This window comes from Streptomyces sp. NPDC048600, assembly GCF_055587025.1.
The window spans coordinates 225,541-238,384 of the sequence record NZ_JBVJGZ010000007.1 but is presented as its reverse complement, the minus strand read 5'-3'; the positions used below and the strand labels follow the sequence as shown (position 1 = coordinate 238,384).

Genomic DNA, 12,844 nt, shown 5'->3' with positions numbered 1-12,844 from the left:
CCGTACGTTCCCCCGGGCGCGTACGGAACGCCGGGCTGCCCCGGCCCGCCCCGAACCCCAGGACAGGACCCCGTCATGACCGACCCCGAGCCCCGGCCGGAGTTCCGGCTCGCCTCCGTCTTCGACCACGCGGACCCGGTGACGGGTCCGGGCTTCGCCGCGGACCACCCGGTGGTCGAGGACCCGGAGCTGCACGCGCTGCTGCTGAAGCGGCTGGCCGCCGGGACGCCCGTGCTCGCGACGCCCGTGCTGATGGACGACGTGCTGACCCCCTCCCGGGTCGCGGAGGTGCCGCTGACCTTCCGCACGGACGGGCGATGGGTGTGGACGGACACGGTCACGTACTACCTGGAGCACTACGCCCTCGCCCCCGATCCCGAACTGCTCGCGCACCTCGGCGACCCCGGCTACACCGCGCCGGGCCCCCTCGGGCAGGACGTCGTCGAGCGGGCCGCCGCCTTCGTCCTGACCCCGCCGCCGGAGGGGACGCAGGTCCGTCCGCTCGGCTGACCCGGGGCGGTGAACCACAGGGCTCCGCAGGTCCGTTCGTACGTGCGCGGAGGGTTCGCGACGACCGAGAGGACCGAGGGGAATGACGGTGGAGAACAACGAGGTGCGGGCCGGGCAGGCCGCGGCGGCCATCAGCCTGCCGGCGGTCGCCTGGCAGCAGGCGGGCGAGGAGCCTGAAGGCGCTCCCGAGGCGAGGTCCCGGGGGGAGTCCGAGGGCCGGCCGGCCGAGGGTGCCCCGGCGCCGGAGCCGGACACTCAGGCCACCGCCGAACCGGATCCTCCGGCCACGTCTTCGGCCGTGCCGTCCAGCGCCGCCCCGGTCGTGCCCGCCGCGGGCGGAGAGACGGGGGCCGGGGCCGGCTCCGACGGCGAGGAGACGCCGGAGGCCGCCTCCGGGAGCGGGGCGCAAGGCACACAGGGCACGCAGGCGGCGTCCGACGCGGACGGACTCGCCGCGGCCGCGGCGCCCGCACCGGCGGCCCGGGCCGAGTCCCGGCCCACCCGGCGGCTCTCGAGGCCCGTGATCGCGGCGGCGGCCACCTCGGGCGTGGTCCTGATGGGCGTGCCGCTCGTGCTCTCGCAGCTCGGCGGCGGGTCCGGGCCGGGTCCCGTGCCGCCGCGCCCCGCCGGGTACAACCGGGCCGACGGCGGTCCCGGCGGCTTCGTGCCGAGGGCTGACGCGCCGGAGGAGGGTTCCTCGCCGCCCCGGGCCACGGCGGGCGCGAGGAAGCGGCCCCCGGCCGCCGGGAAGGCCCCCCTGGCCCGCATCGGCGCCGGGGTGGGCATGGGCGTCCCCGCCGGCCCGGTGCCCACCTCCTCCCGGGCGCCCAGCACCGGCCGGCGTGCCACTCGCGGCGGCTCCGCGCCCACCACGGCCCCCGCCGAGTCCCGGGAGCCCACCGCGGCCCCGACGAAGCCGGCCACCCAGGCTCCGGCCGCTCCGACGAAGCCGCGGTACTCGGCGGTGGCGGGCCCGAGCTGCGCGAGCGCGGGCGCGAGTTTCACGTACAGCGGCTGGTTCACGGACGGCAAGGAGGGCTGGCAGAAGTACGGCACCGGCGGCTACGGGAGCAGCGGCTGCAACGGCGACTTCTTCTCGCTGCCGATGTCCGGGAACTCGGGCTCGGACAACGGCAGCGCGCTGCGCTGGACCTTCCGCACCGGCGCCGTCACCCGCGGCACCTGCCAGGTCTCGGTGCACATCCCCAACCACACCGACATCAAGGCCGTCGGCGGCAAACCGTCGTACTACACGGTGCACGCGGGCACCACGGGCAACGACCCGATCCTTCGGAAGTTCTCCCTCGACCAGCCTTCCCTGCGGGGCCGGTGGGTGAGCGCGGGCGGCGTCCGCATCACCGGCGGCGTGCTGACGGTGAAGCTCCACGACCGGGGTGTCGACTCGTCGGGGTCGCAGAAGACCTACGCCCACCATGCGGGCGACGCCGCCCGCGTCGAGTGCGGCGCCGACTGAGGCGGCCCGGCCGTCCCCGGCCGTCGGCCCGCTGCTGAGGCCCACGCTCCTGATGCCCGTCCGCAAGGCCCACCACGAAGGGAACAACCACGCATGTCGCGCCATGTGCTGACCGTGAGCGCCGAGGCGCAGAGCGACCACCCGCCCGCCGGCGGCCCCTACCGCACGATCGGGGCGGCCCTGGAGGCCGCGCGCAGCGGGGTGGTGATCTCGGTGCGTCCGGGCCGGTACGAGGAGAACCTGGTCATCACCAAGATGGTGACGATCACCGCCGAGGACCCGCACGGGACCGTGCGGATCGTGCCGCCCCGGGGGACGGTGGTGCAGGTGGTGGCCGAGGCGGTACAGCTGACGGGGCTGGTGCTCCAGGGGCAGGACGACGAACTGCCCGCGCTGGACGTGCCGCGCGGGCAGGCGGCGCTGCAGGACTGCGAGGTGGTGGGCAACGCCTGGACGGCCGTGCTCACCCGGCAGCAGGGTTCGCTGGCGATGCGGGGCTGCCGGGTGACCAATCCCGGCGGCGCGGGGATCGTGGAGACGTCCACCGGCACCAGCGTGATCGACGGCTGTGTCGTGGAGCACCTCGGCACCTCGGCGGTGGTCATCGGCGAGCGGGCCAACCCGACCTTCCGCAACTGCGTGCTGCGCGACGCCCGGGGCAACGGGGTGTGCGCCAACGGCGAGGGCCGGGGGCTGATCGAGGACTGCGAGATCTCGGCCACCGACAAGCCGGCCATCGCCCTGGAGCAGAACAGCGCCACCCGGGTGGTGCGGACCTCGGTGCGGGACTGCCCGCTGGGCGTGTACATCAGCTCCCAGGAGCGGGTGGTCCTTGAGGAGTGCTCGATGTCCGCCACGAAGGTGCACGGCATCGCGCTCGTCGAGGGCACCGACCCGGTGCTGCGCCGCTGCCGGATCTCCCGGACGGAAGGCAACGGCATCCATGTGACGGGGCGTTCACGCGGCGCCTTCGAGGAGTGCGAGGTCGACGCGGCCGCCGGCACCGGAATCTGGGTGGAGGAGTCCTCGGGTCCCTCGTTCAAGCGGTGCTCGGTGCGGGACGCGAAGGAGGCCGCGGTCCAGCTGACCGGGGACAGCGCGCCGGACTTCGACCGGCTGGAGGTGCGCGGCGGCGCGGCGGCGGGGGTGCGCGTGCTGGAGGGCGCGAACCCGATGCTGCGGCGGCTGAACGTGTCGGGGGTGGCCGGGGCCGGGGTGGAGGTGACCCGGGGCGGCCGGGGCCGGGTGGAGAACTCGGAGATCTCCGCCACCGGGCAGGCCGGGGTGCGGATCGCCGACGGCGGAGACACCTACGTCGGCACCACCACGGTCCGGGAGACCGGCGCGGCCGGCGTGTCGGTCGGCGCGGGCGGGGTGGCCACGCTGCGGGACTGCGAGATCGCCGACTCGCCGCAGGAGGGCGTACTCGTCGAGGACGGCGGGGAGCTGACCGCGGCCCGCACCAGGGCGCGGTCGTGCCGGCGGTACGGCTTCCGGGTCGCGGAGGGCGGGCGGGCCACGCTGAACCGGTGCGAGGCGGTGGACAACACCGGCGACGGCATCCGCGTCGACTCCACGGAGGCGGTACGGGTGCACGACTGCGCGGTCTCGGGGAACGGGGGCTCCGGACTGCGCCGGCTCAAGCCGTCGGCCCGGCTCGCGGTGGAGAACCTGACGAGCGGGGGGAACGACCTGCCGGACTCGTACGGGGAGACGACCGCGGCGTCCGATGGGCCGGGGACGACGGCGGACGGACCGCGCGGGGAGGAGGACGGCGAGGGGGAGCCGGGCGGATCCTCCGGCGGGGGCGCACAGACGGCGACGCCCGCCGCGTCGCGCAAGCGGGACGGACCGCTGGAGGCGCTGAACGCGCTGGTCGGCCTGGACGGGGTGAAGGAGCAGGTCGCCACCCTGGTCAACCTCAACAAGCTGGCCAGGCGCCGGGAGCTGGCCGGGATGCCCGCGCTCCCGATGAGCCGCCATCTGATCTTCGCGGGACCGCCCGGCACCGGCAAGACCACGGTGGCCAGGCTCTACGGCTCGATCCTCGCCGAGCTGGACGTGCTGCCGTCGGGGCACCTGGTGGAGGTGGCGCGGGCCGACCTGGTGGCGTCGATCATCGGCGGGACGGCGATCAAGACGACGGAGGTGTTCCAGCAGGCGCTGGGCGGCGTGCTGTTCATCGACGAGGCGTACACCCTGTCGCAGGGGACCGGCGGCAGCGGGCCGGACTTCGGCCGGGAGGCCATCGACACGCTGGTGAAGTTGATGGAGGACCACCGCGACGAGGTCGTCGTCATCGTGGCCGGGTACTCCGAGGAGATGCGGGGCTTCCTCGACTCCAACCCGGGTCTGGCGTCCCGCTTCAGCCGCACGGTGGAGTTCGAGAACTACACGGAGGACGAGCTGACCACGATCGTGGCGATGTCCGCCGCCTCGCACGGCTACCAGCTCGCCGACGGCACCCGCGAGGCGCTCACGCTGCACTTCAAGAACATGCCGAAGGGCGCCGACTTCGGCAACGGCCGGGCCGCGCGCAAGGTGTTCGAGGAGATGGTGGACCGGCAGGCGTCCCGGCTGGCCGCGCTGCCGGAGATCGGCAACACCGATCTGGCGCTGCTGAAGCCGGAGGACGTGGGGGCGACGGCCGCCGCGGCCGCGGCGGCCTCCGGCGAGCCGGCGGAGCGCAGGACGGAACTCCTCGACGAGCTGCGGGCGATGATCGGCCTGCCCGCGGCCAAGGAACAGGTCGAGGACCTGGTCAATCTGATCAAGCAGGTCAACCGGCGCAAGGAGGCCGGGCTCCCGACGGCCACGATCAGCCACCACGTGGTGTTCTCCGGCCCGCCCGGCACCGGCAAGACGACGGTGGCCCGGCTCTACGGGCAGCTGCTCGCCGAACTCGGCGTGCTGCCGGGCGGCCAGCTGGTGGAGACGGCGCGGGCCGACCTGGTGGGCCGGTTCGTCGGCCACACCGCGCAGTTGACGAAGGACGCCTTCGACCGGGCGCGCGGCGGCGTGCTGTTCATCGACGAGGCGTACACGCTGACGCCGCGCGGCGGCACGGGCAACGACTTCGGGCAGGAGGCGGTGGACACCCTCATGAAGCTGATGGAGGACCACCGCGACGAGGTCGTGGTCATCGTCGCCGGTTACGCCGACGAGATGCAGGGCTTCCTGGACTCCAACCCGGGCCTGGCCTCCCGCTTCTCACGCTCCGTCGTCTTCGAGCACTACACCGACGACGAACTGGTCCGGATCGTCGCGGCGTTGTCCGACAAGGCCGGTTACGTGTGCCCGCCCGAGACCCTGTCGGCGCTCGGCGAGCTGTTCGCGGCGACGCCGCGCGACCGGAGCTTCGGCAACGGCCGCTTCGCCCGCCAGGTCCTGGAGACGATGATCACCCGGCAGGCGGGCCGGCTCAGCAGGCTCGACATCGACGACGTGGCCGAGCTGAGCCTGCTGCTGCCCAAGGACGTGCCCGGGGACCGAGTGCCGGACGGTGTCGCGTGAGCCGGGGCGCTCGGGGCGGGGCGTCGGTCCTCGCGGCGGCCCTGCTGTGCGGGACCCTGACCCTGCTGCCGGGGAGCGCGGCGGCCGTGCCCGGCGCAGACGGCGAGACCGGCTCCCCGGGGACCGGCACCGAGGCCGGGGCGGCGGGTACGGATCCCGCCTCGCTGCCCGCCGTCACACAACGGCTCTCCGACGACACCTGCCGCAAGGCGTCGGGCCGGAAGGTCACCGGACTCCCCTGGCCCCAGGCCCTGCTGCGCCCGGACGCGGTCTGGCCGCTGTCCGAGGGGGCAGGGGTGACGGTGGCCGTGGTGGGTTCGGGGGTCGACGACACCGCCGGGCTGCTGGGCGAGCGGCTGAAGCGGACACCGCGCCGGTTCGACGCCGGCCCTGACGCGGACTGCGCCGGTCACGGCACCTTCACAGCCGGTCTGATCGCGGCGGCCCGCACCCCGGGAGCGGGCTTCGCGGGGATCGCGCCCCGGGCGCGGATCCTCGACGTCCCGGTCACCGACCGGCGGGGGAACACCACCACCGAGCTCCTCGCCCAGGGCATCCGGGCGGCGGTCGGCGGCGGCGCCCAGGTGATCGCCGTAGTGGCGGTGACGGGCTCGGACAGCCCCGCGCTGCGGAGCGCCGTGCGGTACGCGGTCGCCGAGGGCTCGGTCGTGATCGCCCCGGCCACACCGGACGGGGCGAGGGACGTGGCATACCCGGCGGCCCTGCCTCAGGTGGTGTCGGTGGCGGCGACCGGCCCCGACGGGACGGTGTCCGAGCAGGCCCCCGGAGGCCGGGTGGACCTGACGGCGCCGGGCGAGGCGGTGACGGGTCCCGGGCCGCGCGGCCGGGGCAGTTTCACGGCCTCCGGGCCGAGTTACGCGACCGCGCTGGTGGCGGGGACGGCGGCCCTCGTCCTGGGCCGCAGGCCGGAGCTGAGCGCCCAGGCCCTGGTCCACCGGCTCCGCTCCACCACGTCGGGACCGGGCGAACCGGTACCGGACCGGGTGCGGGGGTACGGCTCCGTCGACCCGATCGCCGCCGTCACGGCCGTGCTCCCCGAGGAGCGGCGCGGCGCGGCGGCCCCGGGCGGGCGGACGGCGGCGCCCGGGGTGGCGATGCCGCCCGCGCCGGGGCCGTCCGCCGCCGGGGCGGCCTGGTGGGTGGCGGCCGGTTCCCTGGCGATGCTGGCCGGGGTGGCGGCGACCTCCGCCGTGGTACCGCGAGGCCGCCGACGGCAGTGGCGGCCGGGCGACTACCGTGCTCCGGAAGCAGCCAGGGGAAGCGGCCCGGATCCGGACCGAAGGCAGTGCCAGTGACGTCGGCGTCCGACGGAGACCCGGTGCTCAAGGCCCGTTTCGGAAGCGTCGAGCCGATCTGCCGCGCGCCGGCCCGGCACGGCTCGCGGTGACACGAGGTGTCCGAGGAACTGATCCACCGCCGACTCCACGGTGAGACGGGGCACTTCCCGCCCGGTGAACACGAGGCCGCCCCCTACCGAGCAACAACCCAACCACAGGCCACGGCCACGGGCTGAGGTCTCCGACGCACCCCGGACCGCCCCGTCGCACTCGAGCGTTAGTGAGGCGTTAGCCAGGCAATAACTGAGCGTGAGTCGAGGTTGCCAAGGTCGTTCCCAACCAGTCCGACGTGCCCGGAGCCGTCGGCCGATCGATGCCGCCGACCGTCGCCCCAGAGTCGCCGACGCGCGGCGGGGGAGGAACAACCGGGGTGGGAACGCACGAACACGAAGCCGACGGCACGGTCCGCGGCAGAACGGGAACGGGCGTCCGCGCCGAGGCGCGGCCCCGACCCACCATGGACCGAGACACCCTGGCGGAGCTGCACCGGCTGCACGCCTCCGCCCTGTTGCGCGCCCTGCTCCGCCTGACCAGCGGGGACCGGGGCAAGGCCGAGGACATGCTCCAGGAGACGTTCCTGCGCGCCTGGCAGCACCCGCAGGCGCTGACCCGGGGCCCGGCGCACGGCCGCCCCTGGCTCTTCACCGTCGCCCGCCGGATCGCCATCGACCACTTCCGGGCGCAGTCCGCCCGGGCGAAGGAGCTGGGCGACGAGACACCGGAGGACCGGGCGGCCCTGGAGGACCCGTTCGAGGAGGTCGTCACCGCGCACGTCGTCGACGACGCGCTCGCCGAACTGCCCGAGCACCACCGGCAGGTGCTGGTGGAGCTGCACCTCAACGACCGCTCCACCGGGGACGCGGCCGTGGTGCTCGGGATCCCGCCGGGCACCGTCAAGTCCCGCAACTTCTACGCGGTACGGGCGCTGCGTCCCGTACTGGAACGGCACGGTCTGGGGCCCGCCTGACACCTTCCCGCCGTCCGCCCGAAGGGCGGGCCGAGCGACGCCTTGCGGGTGCGCGTGCCAGGCGCCGCTCGGCAGACGGGAATGCGTCGGACAGGCCCCCCGGCCCCGAGGTGCCCCCCGGGTCTGTGTCTGCTGAACCAGCCGCGCCCTGCGGGCCGTTCCTCCGGGCGACCGACGAGAGGGGGCCGAGGTGGTCAGCGTCGTGGCCAGGAACGACATGAACGCGCCCGAGCACTGGACGGACGCGCCCGACTACAGCCCCGGGCACTGGCGCAGGCGGCAGAGCGACGTCCCGCCGGAGGCACCGGAGGAGACACCGGTCGGGGCACCCCCGGAGCCCGACGGAGAAGCCGAAGCCACGGAGCCCGCGCGGACGGAGCCCCCGCCCGCCGTCCCCGCCCCGGCGGAGCCCGTGTCCGCCGGTCCCGCACCCGTGAGTGCCATCCCGGAGATGCCCGTACCGGCGACGGCCGCGGAGCCGACTCGGAAGCACCCGCCGGAGGCGGAGGCTGATATCGAGGCAGACGCGGAGGCTGATGTCGAGGCGGAGGCCGAAGCCGATGTCGGGGCCGGGGCCGATGTCGGGGCCGGGGCCGAGGCCGACGTCGAGGTGGAGACCGCGGACCCGCTGCCGCCGGTACCGGCCGGCCCGGCGGAGCCCGTGGCGCCGGCGCGGCCGACACGGCGTGCTGCTCGTCCGCTCTTCCGGATCGGGCGGCGCGGAGTGCCGGGCGGTGTCCCCGACGCCCTGCGGGCCCCACTGCTGCGCAGCCACCGCATCGCGGTGATCGGGCTGAACGGCGGGGCCGGGAAGACGACGACCGCCCTGGCACTCGGCTCGGTACTGGCGCGGGAACGGGCCGACCGGGTCGTCGCCGTGGACGCGAGCCCCGACTCCGGCGCCCTGGGCCGCCGGGTGCGGCGGCAGTCCGGCGCCACCGTGCGCGACCTGGTGGCCGCGCTCCCCCGACTGCGCACATACATGGACATCCGGGCGTTCACGTCGCAGACCCCCAGCGGCCTGGAGGTCGTGGCGCACGACCCGGACCCGGCACACCCGCGGGCGTTCGGCGAGCAGGACTACCGGCAGGTCGTCGACCTGCTCAGCGGCCAGTACCCGATCGTCCTCACCGACTCCGGGACCGGCATGCCGCACGACACCCTGCGCGCGGTCCTGGAGCTGTCGGACCAGCTGGTCGTCATGGCCACGCCGGGCGCGGACGGCATGAGCGGCGCCGGTCTCGTCCTCGACCGCCTCGCCGCCCTCGGCCACGGGGAGAAGGCGCGCCAGGCGGTGACGGTCTTCTCGGGAGTGCGGTCGTCCTCGGGACGGCTGCTCCTGACGGATGAGGCCGCGGACCACTTCCGCCTGCGCTGCCGGGCCGTGGTGACCGTCCCGTACGACCCGCACCTGGCCCGGGGCGCCGAGATCGACCCGGACAGGCTACGGGGCCGGACCCGGGCCGCGTACTACGAACTGGCGGCGCTCGTCGCCCAGAACTTTCCCCGCGGCTGACGCCGCCCCTCCCTTCCCCTCCCCCGAGAACACTGGAGAGCACCTATGGCCTGGTACGAGGGCCCCTGCCGGATCACCGTCATCGGTCTCGACGCCGACTGGCCGCAGCGCGCGGTGGTCACCGTGTCCGGCGCGCGCGGGGCACGCATCGAGGTCCCCGGAGAGGTGGGGACGGTCCGGCACGTGGACGCGCCGAGCTGGCACCTGGAGGTGGAGCATCTGTACGAGGGGCGGTGGCGGCCCAACGTCCGCGCGGTCAGGAGCCGCTGGGAGACGGTGGGCGGCGTCCGTACGCAGACGGTCACCAGCAAGGACGTGGACTGGCCTGGAGGCAACCAGCATGAACGCAATCTCGTGCTGCGCCTGGAGCGGGTCGGCGAAGAGGCCGAGCGTCCGCGCGAGACGGTCCGGGAGGCGCCGGCCCGGGCGGTCACTCAGTCGACGGCGGACACCCCCGCCCGCCGTGCGGGCGCAGGCCCCGCCTCCGTCCCCAACCGCTCCTCCTCGGGCGGCACAGGCCTCGGCGCCCCGCCCGCGACCTCCGAGGGCGCGACGACGACGAGCAGCAGCAGCCCCTGGTAGGACCTGCCCGCCCCAGCCTCACTCGCAGCGGTGCGGGACGACGAATCCGGTTCCGCGGACTTCGGAACAGAACCGTCCGATCGCCACACCCTTCGAGCGGCACGCTCATTGTTTTGCGGGAATGTACGCGATCTGCTTGATGACTGTCGGGCCCTTGGGCTGAGGGCTCGGGTCGGCATGGCCGAAGGTTAAGGAGACCACGGCGAGGTCCGGCGGGGCCTGGTAGGTGAGTTGGGTGGGGGTGCCCGGTTGGGATTGCCGCTGGCCGGGGCCGTGCTTCCGTCGGAGAGCTGTGCCACCAGGGCGTACTGGGCGCCCTTTCCCGAGAAGGTGAGGCGCACCGGGGAGGCGGGTGTGGTCAGGTCGGCGCGGACGGGGTTGGTGTTGCAGAGGTCGACGCCGACGGGGCCCGCGCTGGCGAGGAAGGCGCCCAGGCCCCCGCAGCGACCATCTCCGCCGGCGACAGCGGGGCGACCACCTTGCAACGGGATCGGCGCAGCAGCTCCCTGCAGGCAGATGCAGTCGACTGTTACTCACTTTCAGGTGACGGGCCGGATCATGGCGGGGTGGCGGGCTGTGGCGAGCGACCGGCCTCGGCAGGAGCCCGCAACGGCGGATCATCTACCGGGCCGTCAATCCTGTGCATTTGAGACATATATGAGCTCTACAGTCGACAGTCACGGAAATATGGGCAACACGTAACACAGCCCGTTTTTCCTGTTCAACTCCCGCACACGGTGACCAAAGTGTGAGTGCGCGGCCAGCCGGTCGCCACCCGCACACCGCACCCAATCCCCCGGGGCGGCCCGCCAAGGGCTTTGACTGGAGGGATGGGTGCCCGCACCATCCAGGGGACTTCATGTCTGCTACTTCGTCTGTCACCGCCCGCCGTCTGGCCGCCGCCGTCCTCGCGGCCGGAGCCGTCATCGGGGCGGCGGCGCTGCCGGCGTCGGCCGCCGACCACGACCGCGGCTACCGCGGTCCGAAGGTGGAGATCTCCGCCGTCCAGTACGACTCCCCCGGGCGCGACGACCGCTCCAACCGCTCCCTCAACCGGGAATGGGTGGAACTGACCAACACCGGCCGGCACAGCGTCAACCTCGACGGCTGGACGCTCACGAACGAGGACGGCCGCACCTACACCTTCGACCACTACCGCCTCGCCGGACGCTCCACCGTCCGTATCCACACCGGCTTCGGCCGGGACACCCGCACCGACCTCTTCCAGGACCGCCGCAACTACGTCTGGGACGACCGCTCCGACACCGCCACCCTGCGCAACGACCGCGGCCGCTTCATCGACGACGAGTCCTGGGGCGACAACGACCATCACCACCACGGCGGCCACCACAACCACAACCACCAGGGCGACCGCGGCAACCGCCACTGACCGCTCCCCTGACCGCCGCCATGGCGGCTGAACATCCCGTCCACGCGTACCGATGAAGCACCGGCGCGCCCTGCCGACTCTCCGGCCGGGCGCGCCGACTCGTGCCTGTCGGCGCCCCCCAACTTCCGCCCGGCTCCCCGGAGGCCGCAGCACGTCCGGCCCGAAGCCCTCCGGGACTGCGTGGTGAAGGCCCGGTGCGGGGCCGGGCCTTCACCGCACGCACCAGTCAGCCTCGTAGCCGCCGGCCGCAGGTCTGCTCACTCTGTCGCGGAACCGGGTGTCCGGGCCGGGCCGCGACGGTCCAGTGGACAGCAGTTCGAGTTCCTCGAACCCGAGACCGCGAAGGTCCCGGGCATCAGTTCTGGCTGTCCGGCTGGTCGGCCCACTGGGTGTCGCCTAGCGGGTATGCGTACACGGGACGGCCCTGGCTGCCGCTGGTGCGGAAGGGTTTTCCGTGGTCGTCGATCCGTATCGTTCCCTGACGGCCGCCGCTGGACCACTGCAGTTCCACGTACCAGCTCACATCGTGAGCGGTGGCATTGCCGGTGATATACAGCACCTCGGGATCGGACTGACTGACCTTGTAGGGAAAACCGCGCTGGCCGGCCTTCGGCACGATGACGGGGCGGACGGCGTCGAGGTCCGTGTCGAAGGACCTCGTTTCCACGCCTCCGCCGCAGCCCGCCCACCCCCGGTACTCATTCCAGGCCGGGGGCGCGCTCGAGCTGACCACACGGACGTACATGGACTCGATGACGACGGTTCCGTCCCCGGTGCCCTGGACGGTCAGGGCTACCCGCTGCCGGTCTGCGGCGATGGCGCCGTTCGCCTTCACCCAGCCCGGCTCGTCCTGCTCCACCGGTGGCGGCGGGGGGACCTTGCTGGGAGGCAGGTTGATCAGGTACCAGCCGCCGCACTGGTTTTCCGACGTATGAGCGCGGGTGGTCACCGTCAGCGGGACCTGATCGGCGACCTGGGCACCGCCCGGGGCGCCGTTGTGCGACGACCTCTTGGCGTCGGGCGCCGTGGGGGCCGCGGCGCGGCCCGGACGTGCGGAGGGGGACACGGGCGCGGACGTCGGCGGGTGCGTCGCAGAGGAGTCGGACGGCCGCTGTCCGGAGGAGGCCACGTTACCGGCCGGCCGGCCCCTCTCCGCAGCGTCCGTCCCCCCTCCCTTCAGAATCACCATGATCACGGTGGACACGGCGACCGCGGCGGCGGTGCCCGCCGCAAGCAGGCCCCACCGCTTACGGGCGGCCCGTATACGCGCCGACGGCGCGTCCGTGAGGACGACCGTCTCGGGCGACGATTGCGCGACGGACACCGCAGGCTCTGCGACGGGCGGAGGCGGGGCGTCCGGCACCGCCTCCGGCTGAACCCTGCCGGTGCTCGCCTGCGCCGGATGCGGCTCCGGCGCCGGGGGGGGGGGGGGGGGGGCGGAGACTTGCTGGGCGGGCCGGGTCGCATTCGCCCCCCTCCCCGCACATTTGTTCGCCCCTTTCCCCCTGGCCCCCCACCCGTGTGGGCTGCTCCC

General features: G+C 74.2%; 9 protein-coding genes. 8 read left to right on the top strand and 1 reads right to left on the bottom strand.

Annotated elements, in window-relative coordinates; genetic code table 11:
* Positions 1-75 precede the first annotated feature (75 nt).
* The 8 genes from ACZ6SQ_RS12650 (at position 76) to ACZ6SQ_RS12615 (ending at position 11,310) form a co-directional block, all read left to right on the top strand.
* Positions 76-510 carry a hypothetical protein gene (locus ACZ6SQ_RS12650; RefSeq protein ID WP_469560078.1) on the top strand — a complete coding sequence of 145 codons (435 nt, stop codon included), beginning with the start codon at positions 76-78 and terminating at the stop codon, positions 508-510.
* Positions 511-592: 82 nt separating this feature from the next.
* The gene (locus ACZ6SQ_RS12645; protein WP_469560076.1) at positions 593-1,984 is read left to right on the top strand and encodes a DNA polymerase III subunit gamma/tau domain-containing protein; all 1,392 of its coding nucleotides are present in this window, start codon (positions 593-595) and stop codon (positions 1,982-1,984) included.
* Positions 1,985-2,077: 93 nt separating this feature from the next.
* A complete protein-coding gene (locus tag ACZ6SQ_RS12640; RefSeq protein ID WP_469560073.1) occupies positions 2,078-5,497 on the top strand; it encodes a right-handed parallel beta-helix repeat-containing protein in 3,420 nt (1,139 codons plus the stop codon).
* Complete coding sequence (locus tag ACZ6SQ_RS12635) at positions 5,494-6,813, top strand: S8 family serine peptidase (protein WP_469560071.1); 1,320 nt, start codon at positions 5,494-5,496, stop codon at positions 6,811-6,813. The genes ACZ6SQ_RS12640 and ACZ6SQ_RS12635 overlap by 4 nt, the downstream gene beginning before the upstream one ends.
* Positions 6,814-7,225: 412 nt before the next feature.
* Entirely contained in the window at positions 7,226-7,822 is a 597-nt protein-coding gene (locus ACZ6SQ_RS12630; protein WP_469560069.1) for a sigma-70 family RNA polymerase sigma factor, read from the top strand.
* 202 nt (positions 7,823-8,024) lie between these two features.
* On the top strand, positions 8,025-9,338 hold the full coding sequence (locus ACZ6SQ_RS12625) for a MinD/ParA family ATP-binding protein (protein WP_469560067.1): 1,314 nt from the start codon (positions 8,025-8,027) through the stop codon (positions 9,336-9,338).
* 45 nt (positions 9,339-9,383) lie between these two features.
* Positions 9,384-9,920: a hypothetical protein gene (locus tag ACZ6SQ_RS12620; RefSeq protein ID WP_469560065.1), complete on the top strand. Its 537-nt coding sequence runs from the start codon at positions 9,384-9,386 to the stop codon at positions 9,918-9,920.
* Between the two features lie 859 nt (positions 9,921-10,779).
* Complete coding sequence (locus ACZ6SQ_RS12615; protein ID WP_469560061.1) at positions 10,780-11,310, top strand: lamin tail domain-containing protein; 531 nt, start codon at positions 10,780-10,782, stop codon at positions 11,308-11,310.
* 355 nt (positions 11,311-11,665) lie between these two features.
* Here ACZ6SQ_RS12615 and ACZ6SQ_RS12610 read toward each other — a convergent pair whose 3' ends face one another.
* Positions 11,666-12,259, bottom strand: coding sequence for a hypothetical protein (locus tag ACZ6SQ_RS12610; RefSeq protein WP_469560275.1), 594 nt, complete (start codon positions 12,257-12,259; stop codon positions 11,666-11,668).
* Between the last annotated feature and the right edge of the window lie 585 nt (positions 12,260-12,844).

Excerpts from the sequence above, each read along its gene's own strand:
- ACZ6SQ_RS12645 (WP_469560076.1), top strand. The coding sequence starts at position 593 with ATGACGGTGGAGAACAACGAGGTGCGGGCCGGGCAGGCCGCGGCGGCC.
- ACZ6SQ_RS12640 (WP_469560073.1), top strand. The coding sequence starts at position 2,078 with ATGTCGCGCCATGTGCTGACCGTGAGCGCCGAGGCGCAGAGCGACCAC.
- ACZ6SQ_RS12615 (WP_469560061.1), top strand. The coding sequence starts at position 10,780 with ATGTCTGCTACTTCGTCTGTCACCGCCCGCCGTCTGGCCGCCGCCGTC.
- ACZ6SQ_RS12620 (WP_469560065.1), top strand. The coding sequence starts at position 9,384 with ATGGCCTGGTACGAGGGCCCCTGCCGGATCACCGTCATCGGTCTCGAC.
- ACZ6SQ_RS12650 (WP_469560078.1), top strand. The coding sequence starts at position 76 with ATGACCGACCCCGAGCCCCGGCCGGAGTTCCGGCTCGCCTCCGTCTTC.